Source organism: Paenibacillus ottowii (assembly GCF_006874425.1).
Taxonomy (GTDB): domain Bacteria; phylum Bacillota; class Bacilli; order Paenibacillales; family Paenibacillaceae; genus Paenibacillus; species Paenibacillus ottowii.
Genome location: NZ_VIJZ01000003.1, coordinates 390,095 through 408,221 on the forward strand (window position 1 = coordinate 390,095; position 18,127 = coordinate 408,221).

Consider the following 18,127-nt stretch of genomic DNA (forward strand, 5'->3'; position numbering starts at 1 on the left):
CAGGATGCAAGCAAGCGTCCTGTCCTCTTTGTTGTATGGGAAGTCATTCCGTCACCTTGCTTTGGTTGGCCACCGCCTGTTTCTTTGCCTCTACATGACTCGGATCACCAAGATAGAAGCGCCGGATAGGATCGATATGATCATCCAGCTCATACACCAGTGGAATGCCTGTGGGAATGTTCAAATCCAGCAGCGAAGTCTCATCCAGATTTTCCATATACTTGATCAAGGCCCTTAAGGTATTACCGTGTGCAGAAATAATAACCCGGTCCTTTTTAAGAATCAACGGCACAATCCGTTGCTTCCAAAACTCACCGACCCGATGCACAGTATCTTCCAGACTCTCCCCGAGCGGCAGCTCCTCCGGCTTGATATGGCGATAGCGCTCTTCCCGATGTGGACTCCGTTCATCCTGCGCGTCCAACATAGGAGGTCGCACGGTCAGGCTACGCCGCCAAATATGAACCTGTTCCTCGCCATATTGGACGGCCGAATCCAGCTTGCTAAGTCCCTGAAGAGCACCGTAGTGGCGTTCATTCAGCTTCCATGACTTCTGCACAGGTATCCACAGATGATCCAACTCATCCAAGATATGATACAACGTGCGGATTGAACGTTTTAGCACAGAAGCAAATGCCAAATCAAACGTATACCCAGCCTCCTTGAGGATACGTCCTGCCTCGATGGCTTCATGAGTTCCCTTTTCAGTCAGATCGACATCCGTCCAGCCTGTAAACAGGTTTTGTTGGTTATACACACTTTCTCCATGCCTCACCAGCACCACTTGATACATTTATTTCACTCCTCCCCTGTCTATCCTCTATGTTTACCCAACTTCTATGTATTTAACGTAAAATGCATTTTTTAAACCGCTTCTTTTATACAAAAAAGGACGACATTCAGCCGTCCTTCTGTTCTCGCCCTACTTAATTATATGAAGTCATTGCAGACCTTAGTCTCTCTCGCTAAATTTGGCTAACAAATCCAATATTCGTACATATAGCCACACTAAAGTTACCAGTAATGCAAAAGAGCCATACCATTCCATATATTTGGGTGCGCCTTGATCAGCTTGTTCCTCAATGTAATTAAAATCTACGAGCAGATTCAAAGCGGCTATGATGACGACAAATAAACTAATGCCAATACCCACCCAGCCCGTTTCATGGATATACGGAACATTCATACCGAAAAAATTCAAAATAAAGTCAACCAACGTCACCAGAAAAATCGCCATCGTACATAGGACAACAAATGAGATAAAGCCACGTGTCACCTTGATGATTCGTTGTGTATACATAAAGAGCATCAAGAACAAGATACCCACAGTCAGCAAAATGGCATTAACTACAATTCCAGGGTACTCATATTCCATAAAAGCAGAAACGCCACCTAAAGCAAAGCCACTCAGAATCGCATATACAGGTGCAAGTAATGGAGCCGTTTTTGGAAAAAAGGATATCGCAAGTGCTATGCCTGCCATCCCAAAAAGGCCTGCCGTCATCAACGATAGCACCTCTATGGTTCCTTGATAGGTCATATACCAGGTAATACTGGCAGAGACGATGAGCAGGACTAGCAGAAGCAACGTTTTGTTCACCGTTCCTCCGATAGTCATACGTTGTTCGCTAGCTTCTCTTTCATCTTCACGCAAAAAGATGTCATCACGTAAAACCGGGTTGCTAAAGCTCATACAGGGTACTCCTTTTCGATGTGTTATTTACGATGCCATATGTATATATCGGTACAACCTGAAAAAAGTTTCAGAAAATTTCCAAACAATAAAAAAAACCCTAACCTTGCCTTTCGGCAAAGCTAGAGTTAGAGGGTCAAGTCGTTACAGATTAAAAATCAGCAGTAGCAATTTGGATGGTACCTGTTACTGCTCCAGCTGGAGTAGCTTGGAGAGCGGCTACCAGCAGCAAGGCAACTTCTAACGTAAGACTATTGCCCGCCGGAATAGTATAAGTGATCACAGGAGCGTTAACACGGGTAACCACAAGATTCACCGGATTGGCACCGAAATTATTCACGGTAATTGTAGCATTATTACCGCCTCTCAGGTTTTCAAAAAAAGATTCACCTACACCAGCAGCAAGATTGTAAATTTGCGAAGGTAAAAGGATTGCCATAGAACTCACCTCCCTTGCTTTTGATAGTGTATTCTATGCTTCAAATCTATGAACGTAACGTTAAGTGACTCAGTAATAAGGCACAATTTAAAAGATTCGTAGATTAAAGTATCCTATATATGTTAAAAGGAATCTACGGAATACTCCTTTTTAGATCATGGAAGTCTCAGATGGTATATCATATTTTAAGTCTAATCATGATAAAATACATACCATAATAGAAAAGGTCCAAGGAGGATAACCACATGAAACAGGAACTGATTGACCGCCTGACTACCTATGTTCAGGTAGATACCCAATCCGACGAGAGCAGTCACACTTGCCCCACTACACCCGGCCAGCTCACATTGGGCAACCTTCTGGTAGACGAACTAAAAGCCATCGGCATGACAGACGTAACCATTGATGAACATGGTTATGTGATGGCAACTCTCCCCTCCAATACGGATAAGGAGGTTCCCGTCATTGGTTTTCTGGCCCACCTCGATACGGCTACCGAGCTCACTGGAGCAGGAGTGAAACCACAGTTGACGGAAAACTATGACGGGGGCGATATCACACTGAATGCCTCGCTTGGTGTAGTCCTTTCCCCACGTGAGTTTCCCGAATTGACTCAATATAAAGGCCATACCCTGATCACAACAGATGGTACCACCCTACTTGGTGCAGACAATAAAGCTGGCATCGCAGAAATCATGACAGCGATCCACTATCTGATAGATCATCCAGAAATTAAACATGGCAAAATTCGCGTTGCTTTTACACCAGACGAAGAGATTGGAAGAGGACCAGAACGCTTTGATGTAGCCGCTTTTGGCGCTGAATATGCTTATACAGTAGACGGTGGACCACTTGGAGAGCTGGAATATGAGAGCTTCAATGCCTCAGCTGCTCATGTTACCATTCACGGTGTGAACGTGCACCCCGGTACGGCAAAAAACAAAATGATCCACGCGGCCAAAATCGCTATGGAGCTGCACAGCAGATTACCTGCGAATGAAGCGCCGGAATATACAGACGGGTATGATGGATTCTATCATCTGTCGGAGTTTACAGGCACAGCAGAACAAGCCAAACTGCACTATATCATCCGTGATTTTGATCGTAAGAGCTTTGAGAACCGGAAAGCTTATTTGACGAATATCGTAAAAGAGCTCCAGGCTGCCTATGGAGAAAACCGGATTACGCTGGAGCTGAGAGACCAGTACTACAACATGAAAGAGAAAATCGAGCCTGTCAAGCATATCGTCGATATCGCTCATGAAGCAATGACGAAGCTGAATATTGAGCCCATTGTTAAGCCCATTCGTGGAGGTACAGACGGTTCACAGCTGTCCTATATGGGACTGCCTACACCGAATATTTTTACAGGTGGGGAGAACTACCACGGTAAGTACGAGTATGTGTCAGTGGACAACATGGTGCTTGCTACCAAGGTGATTGTAGAGATTGCACAATTGTTCGAGCAGCGCGGCAAGTAAACCGCTTATACACACAGCACTGACACGTTCAGATTAAATACGAAGGCATATCGTTTCGATGTGAAACGATATGCCTTTTTTTCTGAAATGTCCATTTTTCTTGAAACATTCGATACCTTTGTAACTTTTATCCGTCTTTAGACCGACAATAATATAGGACTATAAAAAATATACTTAGTAAAGAAAGGTAGGTCCTCCACTTGAATACAATAGATGCATTAATTGCTGCCATCCCCTATATACAACAGATTATGCGGGAGAAGGTTACCCTTGCCCTCTTCGACCGCACTCACGTTCTGGCTTATAGCCAATCGGAGGGTATGGACCTTGGCTTTGAAACAGGCTCAGAGCTGCTTGAGGGCTACAAAAATTTCACCATGCTTAAAAATGGACATGAGGCCAGCTTGACTCACATTCCGGCTGAAGTACTGGGATATCCTCTTGATATGATCAGTATTCCTGTGTTTGACGATAAAGGAGAAGTCATTGCGGCTTTTGCCGCCTCCTATAATTTGACCAATAAAAATCAACTGGATCAAATCGTATCTGAAAACCGCTCCGTTACCGAGCAGCTCATTGAGATGGTGCAGCAAGTAACAGCGCATTCGCAGGAGTTACAAGCTACCAGTGAACACATTTTGAAGAACACCCAATTTGCCGTACAAAACTCGGGTAAAATCAATCAGGTTGCTGTATTCATCAAGGAAATTTCCGATCAAACCAACCTGCTTGGACTCAATGCCGCGATTGAAGCCGCACGTGTCGGAGAAGCAGGAGCCGGCTTCGGTGTCGTTGCTCAAGAAGTACGCAAGCTATCTGTAGAGTCCAAAAAAGCGACGGTCGATATTGAGGGAGCTCTAAAGGATGTACAGAACTCCATTCGTCAAATGGAGCAGGAAATAGAGCAAATTGTTGCTTCCTCTCAAGAGCAGGCGACTCTGGTAAGCACTTTTACCGAGGTCATGGAGCGTATGCAAAAGACGAGCGAAACGATGCAGTATCTAGCCGATAACCTGACTTCCTATATTGTAAAATAAATAAATGATGTATTAGCATGAGAAAGGGGAGCCCACTGATCCGCAAATTGCGTAAAAGTGTGCTCCCCTTATTTACAAAATCCCTACTGGGTCAGACGATCGAAACCCGAAACTCAAACAACACTAAGAAACGCTCAGACCATAGTTATCGAGGTTAATGCCTTTTTCATGATGAAGCGCCCTTAATAAAATGGTTTGATATTGCTCTTGCTGTGACGGTGTTGCCTCATCTCGAAAAGTCTCGAACAGTGCAACCAGTGTCCTGAAATCAGCATCCGTTTCTACACCAACAGAGAACTTCAGAGAAACAAGAATATAATTCAAAGCAACGATGTGCTGCTTCTTTTTTAGATGGTAAATAGCTAATTGGCTGACCAGTTTTAAATAATATACTCGGTTTGCTCTATCTTCATAACCTTCAAATATCTCAATATCATCGGCAAACTCGTTCAGCAGGTCGTCAATATCCCAATTATTCAAGTTAGCGGCTTCGGCAATACCCACCATTCCTGGTAATAGCTCCTCGTCATTGTCGTGAAGAAACTGAACATATTCCGATAAAAGCTCCCTCTTCCCCAAAAGTAAATCAATCGAATATAAATTGGCCTTGGCGAGAAAACGGAATCTTTCTACTTCTTCGTGACCGCTTTGATCCAGCCCCATAAACCAGCCCATTTCGCTATACTTCATAATATAATCTCTGGCTTTCTCATACTGGCCTATATTCTGATAATAAATCGATTTCGCCAGATAGCTGTAAGCATAATAAAATACCAGCGGGTGTTTGGTGTCCAATGTTTCGTACTTGCCGTCCGCAGCATTTCTCAGTTGGGTGTGATACAGGCTTTCAGCCAACGAATGCATATAATCCGCAACCTTGTTTGCTTCATCCCAATCATTATGTGTGTAGCTGATTCTAAACAACTCACAAGCTTTATCAAGTTCGTGGTTGTCCGACAACAAATAAATAGCTCCCCTATGATTCAGGACCTCTTCCACTAGACTCCGCCTCCCTATCCTGAAAATTACGGTCACCCCTAGCCTAGTGGCTATTCTTCAGGGTAGTTATGCTGTTAGCTTCCCTTTTTACATACCAGTATATTGCAAATATAGTCAAAACCTAACTTGAAGTCAATTCAATTATCTGTACATTCATTCTTTTGCAACCTGACATGGATGTGTACACTTACTGGTCACGAATAGATGCATTTTATTATCGGAATAATGTTAAAGAGGACAAAATGTTGGCTCTCTTATGAGCGGTTTTTATGATCTATAGTATCGTCAGGGTAACTACGTTACGAATTAGTGCGTACTTTTCAACCGAATACCTGGGCCTTACAATCAAACCTGTGCACGAAAGCAAAGTTATAGAGTACAGCCCAACAAAAGCATGTACCTGTTCATCCAAATACAATTCACTTAAGGAGTGAAGTTAATAACATGGAACTTCAATTGGCTTTAGACTTAGTAGATATCCCGCAAGGGATTGCATTGGTAAAAGAAGTGGAATCGTATATTGATATCGTAGAAATCGGTACGCCGATTGTCATCAATGAAGGACTTCATGCTGTAAAAGCAATGAAAGAGGCATTTCCCAATCTAAAGGTGCTGGCTGACCTGAAGGTTATGGACGCAGGGGGCTATGAAGTGCTGAAAGCTTCCGAGGCTGGTGCAGATATCGTTACGATTTTGGCTGTAGCTGAAGATGCAACGATTAAAGGTGCAGTAGAAGAAGCTAAAAAACAAGGCGGCAAAAAAATCCTGGTGGACATGATCGGTGTTAAAAATCTGGAGCAACGTGCGAAAGAAATCGATGCTTTAGGTGTTGACTACATCTGTGTGCATACTGGCTACGATCTGCAAGCGGAAGGACAAAGTCCATTCGAAGCATTGCAAACCGTCAAAAAAGTCGTAAAAAACTCCAAAACAGCCGTAGCTGGCGGTATCAAGCTGAGCACATTGTCCAAAGTAGTACAAGCTCAACCGGATCTGGTTATCGTAGGCGGCGGGATTACTGGCGAAGACGACAAAAAGGCTGTAGCTTCGCAAATGCAACAGCTCATCAAACAAGGTTAATCCCCATGGAAACCTCTCAATATTTATCCGAGGTTATCAAGGAACTGCAATTCGTTCCGCAGCTAATTAGCGATAACGAATCAGAACAGCTGATCCACTCCATCGCTGCTGCGAATAAGGTATTCGTAGCAGGGGCGGGGCGATCAGGGTTCATGATGCGCTCGCTGGCCATGCGGCTCATGCATATGGGAATTCGAGCTTACGTAGTTGGGGAAACCGTAACCCCTGGTTTGACTGAGGGCGATCTGTTGATGATCGGTTCAGGCTCTGGTGAAACCAAAAGTCTGGTCTCCATGGCAGACAAAGCAAAGAAGCTCGGGGCCTCACTGGCGCTGCTTACCACTTCGCCCGAGTCCAGCATCGGCAAACTGGCTGATATCATCGTCAAGCTGCCCGGTGCACCTAAAGACCCATCCAACAAGGATTACCAGACGATTCAGCCTATGGGCTCGCTATTTGAGCAAACCCTGCTGCTGTATGGTGATGCATTGGTGCTCAGAACGATGAAGCTGCGCAAGCTGACCTCCGAATCCATGTTTAGTCAACACGCTAACTTGGAATAAAACTGCTTTTATCTTTACGATACAAAGACAGGCTGTACATACGTGTCCGAGCATGTATGTACAGCCTGTTTTTGTGTTAAATGAGGTAAAAGCTTAGCTTTGTACTTCTCTGTCTCACATCCTTTATTCGTTACTCTCTGCCGGCAGCGGCGGCACTTTGGATGGGTCAACCAGCGCCCAATATGCATATTTGGCCTTTAACCGTTCATCGAACAGCAGCGGCTTATCCAGCCGGGCAATCGGGAACGTACTGAGCCATGTATTGCCATCATCCGTTCCCCAAATCGTCACATTGCTGATATGCTCCTGCTGTCTTGTAAACATATCAAATAGTGCTTGATAACGATAAGCCTGACGAATCAGCATGGCTTCAGGGATCGTTTCGTAGCGATCCGTATCATTGGAGTAGAGGCCCATATCCAGTTCCGTAATCTGATTATCCAGCCCAAGTGAAGCAAACTTTTCGATGGATTGCTCGATTTCGGCAATAGCAGGAAACTCCAGGCGGATATGTGTTTGGTGACCTACGCCGTCAATCGGGACGCCTTTGGCCAGCAGGTCACGCACCAGATTGTACAGAAAATCCCGCTTCTTCGGTTCATGGGTATTGTAATCGTTGATGAACAACCGCGCATTCGGACCCGCCACTTCCCTTGTGACACGGAACGCTTTTTCAATATATTCGGTACCTGTAATCTGGTACCACTTGCTGCGGCGCATCCCATCCGGCTGGTCAGGATCAATGACCTCATTCACCACATCCCAATCGGTAATGACTTTTTTATACCGAGCGGCAACAGCACGAATATGCGTCTCCAGGCGGTCCAGCAAAAGCTTTTTATTCTCAGCAGTTGGTGTCATCGGCTGTCCATTTTTGTCCTTAAACATCCAATCCCCGGTCTGGTTATGCCACACCAAGGTATGGAAACGAATTTCCAGACCATGTTGTCTGGCAAATTGCACAATTTGGTCTGCTTCCTCCCAATGGAACTGCCCCTCGGATGGTTGCAAGGAGGCAGGCTTCATCGCATTCCCTGCTACGACGCTGTTAAAATGCTTCTGTACCAGTTCTCCGTAAGCTCCCTCAGTCTGAAAAGCCTCAATCGCTGTGCCGATGCTAAACTGTCCCTGATATAATCCGTGCAAAGAGGGAATGTCCTTTTCAATCGCCAGCGGCGGCACCAGGGACAATTCGAAATCATCCATATAAAAGGAAGACGTTCCTTCTGGCGATTCCAGGTACATAGAAACGGCATCTGCATCATGTGCGAATGTATACGTACCAGACAAATGGATCCATCCTCCTGTCGCGATCGTCGTATCACCTACAACCGTTTCATATGCACTTTGTCCTTGATGATCACGCTGTACGCTGAGCCTCACCTTGGCAGGCTGCTCTCCCGACACCAGCTTCACCCAGGCACTGACCGTATATCGGCTGCCCTTTTGCATCGTGGTCGTCACGTCCAGCTTGGGGCCGGCATATGCCTTTTGTCTGCCCGTTGTCAGCAGACTGTACGAGCCGGTCCGTGCATCAGCATTCGAGACCTGCACGGTCTCGGCTCCCAAGCGGGATACCCATCCTTGGGCTGTACCATCTTCAAACCCAGATACGATCCCACTTGTAGGATTCGTCCGTGTTACTGATACCTGCCTAATTTCCACCTCATCCACATAGTAGGCCTGAGCGGGATTCGAGTTCTCCACATACAGCTTCAATGCATTCATCTCCCCGGTAAAAGTATATCTCCCCCGGAGTTTGATCCACGATGTGCCTGCTGTCTCCGCCTGAGCTACGGTCTTCCATGTTGTAGTCCCGCCTGTTTGCTGCTGCTCTATCGTGAACTTAAGCACGCTTGGAATCGCGGCATTGCCATCCAGTTTCACATATCCGCTAATTTCATATTCCAAATCTGGCAGTAGCAGCGGCTTCACATCCAGTTCTGCCCCGTTCCAGGCCGCCGTACGGGCGGTTGCCTTCAGACTGTGTGTGCCGCCATATGCCGCTTCCGTGACGGATGCAATTTGGGTATAAGCTCCCCGTGGCTTCCAGCCGTCGCTGTTTCCTTGCTCAAATCCATACGTTTTAACGGTCATTCCCGCCGATCGCACCGTGTCCGAAAAAGACGGGAAAGGCTCCATAGACGGAGCTGCCTTCGCTACAGACGACCCCCACCATCCGATAGGCGATAACAACAGCACTCCAGCCAGCACCAGACAAAAAGGCGTATACCAACCTGACCGCAAAGCAATCCCTCCTGCACTCCAATTTTCAAATTCATATTTGGCACCCTTGGATTCCAGTTGCTTGCGGATTAAAAATGGCTCCTAAAAAAAATGTAAAATATCTACTATCCTTTCACGCCTCCCAGGGTCATACCCTTCACAAAGTATTTTTGTAAAAACGGATAGACTAAAATAATAGGCACTGAGGCGACAATCGTCATTGTGGCACGAATAGAGGTTGGCGTAACTGCCTTCGCCAGATTTTCTGACCCTGAAAACTGGCTGGCATAATCCTGAGCGTTAACAGACGTATTGGAATTTTGCAAAATTTTCATCAGCTCATATTGGAGCGTGCTCCACTGCTCATACGACGAATTGTACAAAAATACATCGAACCAGGAATTCCATTGCGAGACCGCCGTGAACAACGACACCGTTGCCAGCACCGGCACACACAGGGGCAGAACGATACGCATAAAAGTAGCAAACTCCCCGGCCCCGTCAATACGCGCCGACTCTAAAATCCCCTCTGGCAAGCCCTCAATAAAGGAGCGAATGACTATGACGTTAAACACCCCGATTAACCCCGGTACGATGTACACCCAGAAGGTTCCCAGCATCCCAAGCTCACGAATCAAGAGAAAATTGGGGATCAAGCCACCGCTAAAATACATCGTCAAAATAAAAGCAATCGAGACAAATTTGCGCAGCACATATTCCGGCCGGCTAATCGTATACGCCACCATTGCGCAGCAAAACACCGAGGTCACTGTACCGGCGACCGTACGTAATACAGAAATCAACGTAGCATGGAAAATCGTCGCTTCCTTGAATACAAATTCATAATTGCTCCACGTGAATTCCCGCGGCCACAAGTAAATCCCACCCCGAATCGAGTCATTCGCTTCATTTAACGAAACCGCCAGCGTATTTAAAAATGGATACAGCGTGAACACCATCAGGCACAGCATAAACACGACATTACACGCATCGAAAATCCGATCCGAGGGCGCCCGAAATCGCCCGTGTATGGTCTTCCCTTTGCCCATGACTTCCTCTCCTTTCTAAAAAGTAGTCTAGCCCAGCACTTAAATCCATTGATTATTCTTAGCTTGTTGGTGCCGTTACTTGGAACAGTCATTTTGAGTGTTTATATCAGTGACAATTGGAGTGAATTACGTGGATTATTATTAGTAATATAGAAAGTCATATTTTAGCTGTTTGATGAGGTCTTGTTGAGGTCCGCGAAGCGGCCTGTTAAAAATCCACCGACCTTCCCTGTAGAATGCATGAGCACGCGTCATCACCACCACTAGTCCAGTCCTAAAAAACAAGCGATAGCGAAGCTGAGCCACCATCATGACGCAGTTATTACAAGGAAGCGCGAGTCACGCGCCTTTCTTAAGCTCTTCCCTGCCACTACCCTCAGTTCTTAAAAAAGTGACTTTACAGCGAAGCGACGACGCCCCCTCCCAGAAAAACTCACTCCTTTTTCAGAACAACCTCTCCTCCCCTAACCGCTTCGCAATATGATTGGCACTAAACAACAATATAAAGCTAACCACTGTTTTGAACATTCCAGCAGCAATGGAAAGTGAGAAATTGCCCATCTGAATACCATATTTCAGTACGAAAATATCTAAATTTTCCGAGTAATCCACGTTCATGCCATTGCCCAGCAAATATTGTGGTTCAAAGCCTGATTCCAGCAGATTACCAATGTTCATAATAAGCAGGATGATAAATACCGGCTTTAATCCCGGCAAGGTCACATGCCAAATCCGCTGAAACCGCCCTGCTCCGTCCATCTCGGCCGCTTCATACTGCGAGGGATCAATCGTGGTCATCGCGGCCAAATAAATGATGGTATTCCAGCCAACATTTTTCCATACCTCCGACGCACCGAGAATGCCCCAAAAGTAGCTTCCCTCACCCAACCAGAGAATAGGTTCCTTAATGAGTCCAAGCCACATCAGCACCTCATTGACAATGCCGCCGTCCGCTGATAGCGCCGTACTAATAATGCTGGCCGCAACTACCCATGAAATAAAATGTGGCAAGTAGCTGATCGTCTGCACCACCCGCTTGAACACAATCTGACGAAGCTCATTCAGCAAAATTGCTAGGGTTATAGCGGTGACAAAGCCCAGCACCAGATTAATAAAGCTCATCGCCAGCGTATTGCGCATCACCCGCAGAAAGTGCTCATCCTGAAATAGAAAACGGAAATGCTTTAATCCAACCCATTGCTGATCAAGCAGCCTGCGGGCAGGCTTAAAATCCTGGAAGGCAATCGTCCAGCCCCAAAGAGGTAAATATTTAAAAATAAACAGCCAGATTAAAAAAGGGACGGACATCCATACGAGTGCACGCTGCTGGTTCAGCTTGTGTATAAATCCCCTAAAGCCGGTTCGCCGTGAGGACGGCAAATAGCCCGAGGAGGTCGTAACGGGTGGCGGTGACGTGTAGCTCATAGCTGCTTCCTCCTTTATTTTTTCCCGACCGTCTTGATTTTTTTGGCAACCTCCTTCGTGATCAGCTCCTCAAAAGCCTTCACATCCAGCTTGTTAAACTCGGTGGTGTATTCAATCCAAATGGCATCGAACTGTGCCGGTGCAGACAGCACCAAGCGCGGAAAATATTTGCGCTGCAGGTCTCCTTTCTTTTGCTGGAAGATCTGCGCAGGCGAGCCTTGGGCAACCTGAATGCTCCAGGCTGGGAACCATGGACGCTCGTCAGGTGCAGAAAACATCTGCGAGAAAGACTCTACACCGTTCGCTTTAAGTAGCTTTTTATCACCTTCGGTATATGACATCCGCGCAACCTCAGGCTGCCGTCCGGGGCTAGCCGAGTTGCCGTCGGGTAAGGAAGAACCGTTACCGTACCGCGGCCAGCTGTATTCAAAATATTTGAATCCAAATGAGTCACGGAACGCATCCTCACCTGTCTTCTTAATTTGCTCCTTGGTCCGATAAAAGCGCCCTTTTTTATCTACATCATAGGTTTCACCTTTGATCCCCCAGTTGGATAATATCTGATTTTCGTCGGTTAGCAGATTGTTGAAAAATTTGATGATACGTACCGGGTCCTTGGCACTGACCGTAATTCCAATGCCTCGGTTATTAACAAATGACGACGGATCAAGATACTGATCCTTTATATTCCTGTCGTATACAACAGGCAGCCCTACATATTCCAGATCATCATTACCGGAACGCTTGGAAGCCTCCTGCAGGTTATTTAGAGCCTGCCCTGCCTGCCAGCGGTAATCGAAAAAGCCCAGCACCTTACCCGAGGTCAGCTTTGCCAAATATTGATCGTAATTGTCTACAAAGGAGGATTTATCGAACAGGCCCTCTGCGTTAAGCTGATTCAGTTCCTTCAGATACCGCTTCGTGATTTCTTTATCTCCATAATCCGTCGCCTGGTGTGTTTTCATATCAATAATCGTGCCGCCATCGTTGGGATAGCCTGCCAGATGCATCGGCGCATTCGTAAGCGCATAAAACCTATCCTGCGTGGTTAACGCCAAGTACCCGGTTAATCCCTCGTCGGCATGCTTTTTCGCATAGTTCCGAATCAGAGCCAAGTACTCATCTAACGTTTTTATTTTTGGATATCCCGCCTCCTTCAACACTCTGCGCTGTATCCAAAAAGCTCCCTGCTCTATGTTAGGAGCAGACAAATAATTACCGACCACCGCACTGAACGGCAGGAAATAGATATTCCCATCCTCCGCTTTCATCAGGTTGTAGTACGGTCCGTATACACGCTTGATATTGGGTCCATATTTATCGATCAAATCATTCAGGGGAATAAAAGCCCCGGCATCCAGCAATTTATCAATCGTGCCATCTGGTACAATCACGTCTGGGTAATCATTACTGGCAATAAACGTGCCAATCTTCGTATTCGAATCCCCTACCAAATGCTCCAGCTTCCAGTTCACGCCTGTCTGATCTTCCAATATTTTTCCGATCCGCGTTTCATTGGTATTAACGTCCCTTCCCGCCGTGGCATTAAAATACGTGAATGTGACCTTCTCCTTGCTATCTCCCGACGCAGGTTCCTTACCCGAGCTCCCTGAGCAAGCAGTGATCATAGATGCCATCATAACCATTACCAGACTGATGATTCCAAACCTTTTGCTTGTCATGTCAGACCTTCCCCTTTCGGCCTATTTTGTCGATGGTGTGTGAATATCGTACGGACGTCCCTTGAGCAGCGGGTTTCTCGTACACCTTAAATTGTAAGCACTTTCATTTTATAAAATGCCGTTAGTTCTGTTCACCTGTCAATCTAAAGGTGTTGCTTAGGAAACTATAGGTCCCGATCCGCAGGAATCATGATACGAATCTCCGTCCCCTCGCCGGGTGCACTGCGAATGATAAGCTTAAAGCGGTTCCCGTAGTAAAGTTTTAGACGATAGATGACATTTTGCAGACCTATACGCTCACCCATTTCCTCCTGCCTTTGCATGTAATCATATAAACGCTGCACCTGTTCCGCAGACATACCCACCCCATTATCCCGAACCGTTAGAATAAGTTGTCCTTCCTCATGCCCGAAAAGGATCTCAATGCGTCCCCCATGCTTTAGCGGCTCAATGCCGTGGATGCTTGCATTTTCAACTAGCGTCAGCACGACCATCTTGGGAATCAGATGGTCCAAGTCTTCAGAGCTTGCCTGTACCTCATACTTTATTCGCTCACCAAAGCGATATTGTTGGATTTCCAGAAAACATCGGATCAACTCGAGCTCTTCCTGCAAAGTAACCCGATCCTTGTTCCAAACCAGCGAATTGCGAAAAATCCGCGCCATATTATGGATAATGCGAGCTGTCTCATCCTCATGCTTTATCAGGCTTCGCATGCGGATCGTCTCCAGCGCATTGAACAGAAAATGTGGATTGATCTGGCAGTGAAGTGCGTTCAACTGGGCATGTCTACGCTGAATCTCCAGATTTTTTCGCTGAATATCGGCCACATAGACATCGTTAATCAGTCGTTTGATTCTCAGTGTCATCCGATTAAATTCACCTGTAAGCTGTCCAATTTCATCACTGGACTCCGTACCGGGAATAAGTTCAAAATGTTGATTTTTCACCTTTTTCACATGTTTCAGAATGCGACGAAGCCGCACGTTCAGCGAACGTGTAATCCAGATAATGATCAAGGTGGGCAGCAGCATATTCACGCAGGTTAACAAGAGCGCAAAATTGCGAGGTTCCTGCATTTCATACAGCACTTCATCCCTTGATACTGCGGCCACAATGCTCCAGCCGTTCAGATTATTCGTAAGCACATAGCTGGTCTTGAACTCCATGGTGTTCTCGTTCATCTTGAGGGTACTATAGGCCACGCTTTTATGGTTTATATCAACCTTGGGATCATTTGTGTATTCGATTTCTCCCCGTTCATTAAGCAGGAAGAGACTTCCCTGTAAATTCAGATTATTGAAAATCTCCCGAATGGACGACATTCGCAGCTCTATTTTTAGTATTTTTTCACGACCACTTGGGGAATAAAAATAGTTCATCCGTCGAATCAGGCTGAAGGGATGTATCTGCTCGTCAGTACTTTCATCGGCACTGTCATCGGTACGGACAAATATAGGCTTGGACTGGCGTCCAGGCGGGATTTTGGTATACCATGGGAAGCTTTTGACCCTCTCATCTATAAAGCTAATTCCCCCGGAATTCAGCAGCGTTGAATTATCAGTGTAGATCGTAATTCCACCTACAGAATGGTACACAGGGCTGTAAGTACTGTTTAAGATACGACGCAAATAAGTGTCATAAACAGCAATATAGTCAGCAGGGTGGGAATATGTTTCTTCCAACACCTCATTGAGTCGATAATCGGTATAAAAGATAGACGAGATTTCCATCGCATCTTCAAATTCCCGATAAAATTCAATTTTTGTTTGTTCCAGCGCGCGCGTAATATCCTGAATTCGCTGTTCCTTCACATTTTGCGAGGTAACATGGTAAAAGATCAGGTTAGTCAGCACTATAGGTGTAAAAACACAGAGGAAATAAAGCAGCAGCATTTTATCCCGCAGCCGTATATGATCCAGGATAGTTATCAGCCTCTTCATTCGTCGTTCCTCTCTGGATCGTGCCCAGCATTCAGGCTATTGCGGTATTCACTTGGCGTGACGTGCGCCGTCTTTTCAAACTGAGTCACAAAATAATCTGAACTGCCGAAGCCCACGCGCTCCGCAATTTCATAAATACGCAGATCCGTCTGCCGCAGCAGACGTTTCGCCTCCTGAATACGCAGTTTCAGCAGGAATTCGTTAAAGTACACACCGTATGTTTTTCTAAACAATTGACCGAGGTATACCGGATTCATGTAAAAGCGAGCCGCAATGCTTTTCAGACTTATATTCTCGGCAGCATGCTGCTCAATGTAAGCACGGATGTGCTGGATTCCTCCTTGCTGACATTCCTTGCGCAGAGTTCCAATATATTTCCCACTTTCCTCGGCAAAGGCTGTAAACAATCGCTGCAATTCACCCAACGACAGATTCATATCCTGCCAGTTGATCATCGGTTCCAGCGACTGAAGTAAACGCTCATTTCCCTGCATGTTTTGAATAACCCGCACAATACTAATAACGCATTGATGCAGACTCATTTTCATAGCCTCAGGAGCATAATACTCTTCCCGAAAGCTGCTAAATAAATGACCTACGGTCGCACGCAGCTCTTCTAGTTGGAATTCCTCGACCTGCTCTGTCAAGCTATCCAGTATGTCCTGATGAATGTTTTTATAATGAAGGGGCGGCATTTCATCCTGCAAATAGACAACAATACCGCTATGATCATGAATGTATTTGTGGAGCACGGCTTCCTTTGCACTGGCATAGGACTGCTGGATATCCCGCAACTGATTCACAGGACTTCCCGCATACACGAACACCCGACTTCCCATCCGGTCTTTTAGTGACTCCATCCCCTCAATCTCTTGCTGTAGCGCTTTCATAAAATTTTCTAGCTTGGCTTCAAAACTCGCTAAAAAGAAGTCAGGCACGATAAGTCCAACCCGATTACGATGCTCATGGACATAGAGAGGGTACTTGCCGTCCATTAAACGATGAAGCGCTCGCTCTATAAGCTCCCTGAATTGGAAAAGCGATAGCATGACACCATCGTCACCAGAGCGCCAAGGATGCTGATCATTCAGCTCGACGAGTACATAGTATATATACGTGGCTTCTCCAAGCCGCAGCTGCTGCTCCCAATGTGTCACCACTGCATCATCCACTTGATTCATCAACATCATCTCTAACAGCCCGCCTGTACGGTGGTTCTGATATCGCTGCTCGTTCTGTTGTTCACGATGCAATCTTTCACTCAGCTTGCGCAGTGTAGCCGAAAACTGCCCATCATCAACTGGCTTGAGAATAAAGTCATGAACTCCATAGCGAAGTGCCTGCTGCGCATAAGTAAAATCACTGTAGCCACTCATGATAATAAAAGCAGGATGTTGGGTACTCCGTTCGAGTACAGAACGAATCAGCTCTAATCCATCCAGCACTGGCATACGAATATCGGTGATGATCAGATCCGGATGAAGACGACTGGTTAGCTCCAGTGCATCCTCACCGTTATCAGCTTCTCCCACGATTTCAAAGCCACAGGTTTCCCAATCGACAAGTTGAATCAGCCCTTTGCGGGTGAATATTTCATCATCCACCACAATGGCACGATGCAGCTTCATAATCTGCCTCCTCCTTTCGATGAAACACCAATTTATTTGAGTTGACTACTTCGCGAGCCTTGTACGATATCCCAGCTGGAGAAAAATGGCCTTTAAAACGTATTGTGGCACTTCGGAAGCCGTTTGTACAGACGGGATTTCATCATAAGGTTGTTGAAAAGCGTGAATGCCGTAGCCTGGTGTAGCTTGTAGATGAACAGGCATCGGGCTTGCCACAGGCACAGTAATCCTGATAGACGGGGATGTGGAGCCTATTTCGGGGTGTGATTCTCCAATACAAAAGCCGCCTGGTCATTTAAACCAAGCGGCTTTTGTATGTTTGGAGTTTAGAGTTTAGACTAAGATTTCTCTACTTGCATTTTTTATATATTTTTTGCATAACTTTCACTTGGTGTTTTGGTCAATACCACATGTAGGCTAGAGTTTACCTCCCCACCACTGCGATAGGAAAAGTGCTCATCTCCGGTAATATGGATCATATCCCCTTGAACAACTTCTGTTTCTTCCCCATTCACAGTGACAACACCGGTGCCTTCAAGAACGAGCAAATATACATTTGCTCCTGGATGATTATGTGTTGGCAGTTCAGCATGAGGAGTAAAGTTGAGAATAAAAATGACATTGTCGGCTTCCTTATGCACAATTCGTTTTGTAAATGCAGCTTCTTTATATTCCTGAAATTGAACGAGGTTTACTTTTTCCATTGAGTTCACTCTCCTATTTGAAAATCAGACTGTGTCTATTATTGAACAATAGAACCATCCCCCTTCTTGTGATTGCAATCACAAAACGAAATTTAAGGCATAAATATTTTGAAATATTCAAAAATTTGATTTCAATCATCTTTTTCATCATCACAACCAACTAGAATCGAATTGTATT

Annotated in this window: 16 protein-coding genes; 4 read left to right on the top strand and 12 right to left on the bottom strand. The window is 45.7% G+C overall.

Annotation, left to right across the window (positions count from 1 at the left end; all coding sequences use genetic code 11):
- Window positions 1–43 precede the first annotated feature (43 nt).
- From gpmA to FKV70_RS08770, 3 genes are all read right to left on the bottom strand, one after another.
- Window positions 44–793: a 2,3-diphosphoglycerate-dependent phosphoglycerate mutase gene (gene gpmA / locus FKV70_RS08760; protein ID WP_142612575.1), complete on the bottom strand. Its 750-nt coding sequence runs from the start codon at window positions 791–793 to the stop codon at window positions 44–46.
- A 159-nt stretch (window positions 794–952) separates the two neighbouring features.
- On the bottom strand, window positions 953–1,693 hold the full coding sequence (locus FKV70_RS08765) for a Bax inhibitor-1/YccA family protein (protein ID WP_063207235.1): 741 nt from the start codon (window positions 1,691–1,693) through the stop codon (window positions 953–955).
- A 151-nt stretch (window positions 1,694–1,844) separates the two neighbouring features.
- Window positions 1,845–2,132 (bottom strand): hypothetical protein, encoded by a 288-nt coding sequence (locus FKV70_RS08770; protein WP_063207238.1) that lies wholly within the window; start codon window positions 2,130–2,132, stop codon window positions 1,845–1,847.
- 245 nt (window positions 2,133–2,377) lie between these two features.
- On the opposite strand from FKV70_RS08770, the gene pepT reads away from it, so the two are divergent.
- Both pepT and FKV70_RS08780 read left to right on the top strand, forming a co-directional pair.
- Window positions 2,378–3,613 (top strand): peptidase T, encoded by a 1,236-nt coding sequence (gene pepT / locus FKV70_RS08775; protein WP_142612576.1) that lies wholly within the window; start codon window positions 2,378–2,380, stop codon window positions 3,611–3,613.
- A 200-nt stretch (window positions 3,614–3,813) separates the two neighbouring features.
- Window positions 3,814–4,650, top strand: coding sequence for a methyl-accepting chemotaxis protein (locus FKV70_RS08780; RefSeq protein ID WP_142612577.1), 837 nt, complete (start codon window positions 3,814–3,816; stop codon window positions 4,648–4,650).
- Window positions 4,651–4,773: 123 nt separating this feature from the next.
- Here the strand turns inward: FKV70_RS08780 and FKV70_RS08785 are convergent, their stop codons facing one another.
- Complete coding sequence (locus FKV70_RS08785) at window positions 4,774–5,649, bottom strand: DNA-binding protein (protein ID WP_142612578.1); 876 nt, start codon at window positions 5,647–5,649, stop codon at window positions 4,774–4,776.
- Between the two features lie 444 nt (window positions 5,650–6,093).
- On the opposite strand from FKV70_RS08785, the gene hxlA reads away from it, so the two are divergent.
- Together hxlA and hxlB are read left to right on the top strand one after the other, a co-directional pair.
- Complete coding sequence (gene hxlA, locus FKV70_RS08790; RefSeq protein ID WP_142612579.1) at window positions 6,094–6,729, top strand: 3-hexulose-6-phosphate synthase; 636 nt, start codon at window positions 6,094–6,096, stop codon at window positions 6,727–6,729.
- Between the two features lie 5 nt (window positions 6,730–6,734).
- The gene (hxlB, locus tag FKV70_RS08795) at window positions 6,735–7,292 is read left to right on the top strand and encodes a 6-phospho-3-hexuloisomerase (RefSeq protein ID WP_142612580.1); all 558 of its coding nucleotides are present in this window, start codon (window positions 6,735–6,737) and stop codon (window positions 7,290–7,292) included.
- Window positions 7,293–7,415: 123 nt separating this feature from the next.
- Here the strand turns inward: hxlB and FKV70_RS08800 are convergent, their stop codons facing one another.
- The 8 genes from FKV70_RS08800 to FKV70_RS08830 all read right to left on the bottom strand — a co-directional run bounded on the left by FKV70_RS08800 (window position 7,416) and on the right by FKV70_RS08830 (window position 17,949).
- Complete coding sequence (locus FKV70_RS08800; protein ID WP_142612581.1) at window positions 7,416–9,539, bottom strand: endo-1,4-beta-xylanase; 2,124 nt, start codon at window positions 9,537–9,539, stop codon at window positions 7,416–7,418.
- A 104-nt stretch (window positions 9,540–9,643) separates the two neighbouring features.
- Window positions 9,644–10,567 carry a carbohydrate ABC transporter permease gene (locus tag FKV70_RS08805; RefSeq protein WP_142612582.1) on the bottom strand — a complete coding sequence of 308 codons (924 nt, stop codon included), beginning with the start codon at window positions 10,565–10,567 and terminating at the stop codon, window positions 9,644–9,646.
- 444 nt (window positions 10,568–11,011) lie between these two features.
- The gene (locus tag FKV70_RS08810) at window positions 11,012–11,992 is read right to left on the bottom strand and encodes an ABC transporter permease (protein WP_063207262.1); all 981 of its coding nucleotides are present in this window, start codon (window positions 11,990–11,992) and stop codon (window positions 11,012–11,014) included.
- A 14-nt stretch (window positions 11,993–12,006) separates the two neighbouring features.
- On the bottom strand, window positions 12,007–13,674 hold the full coding sequence (locus FKV70_RS08815) for an ABC transporter substrate-binding protein (protein ID WP_142612583.1): 1,668 nt from the start codon (window positions 13,672–13,674) through the stop codon (window positions 12,007–12,009).
- A 164-nt stretch (window positions 13,675–13,838) separates the two neighbouring features.
- The gene (locus tag FKV70_RS08820; RefSeq protein WP_142612584.1) at window positions 13,839–15,617 is read right to left on the bottom strand and encodes a sensor histidine kinase; all 1,779 of its coding nucleotides are present in this window, start codon (window positions 15,615–15,617) and stop codon (window positions 13,839–13,841) included.
- Window positions 15,614–17,245: a response regulator gene (locus FKV70_RS08825; RefSeq protein WP_142612585.1), complete on the bottom strand. Its 1,632-nt coding sequence runs from the start codon at window positions 17,243–17,245 to the stop codon at window positions 15,614–15,616. Before FKV70_RS08825 ends, FKV70_RS08820 begins: the two co-directional genes overlap by 4 nt.
- Window positions 17,246–17,290: 45 nt before the next feature.
- Entirely contained in the window at window positions 17,291–17,461 is a 171-nt protein-coding gene (locus FKV70_RS25875) for a hypothetical protein (protein ID WP_162305664.1), read from the bottom strand.
- Window positions 17,462–17,607: 146 nt separating this feature from the next.
- Window positions 17,608–17,949 (bottom strand): cupin domain-containing protein, encoded by a 342-nt coding sequence (locus FKV70_RS08830; RefSeq protein WP_142612586.1) that lies wholly within the window; start codon window positions 17,947–17,949, stop codon window positions 17,608–17,610.
- Between the last annotated feature and the right edge of the window lie 178 nt (window positions 17,950–18,127).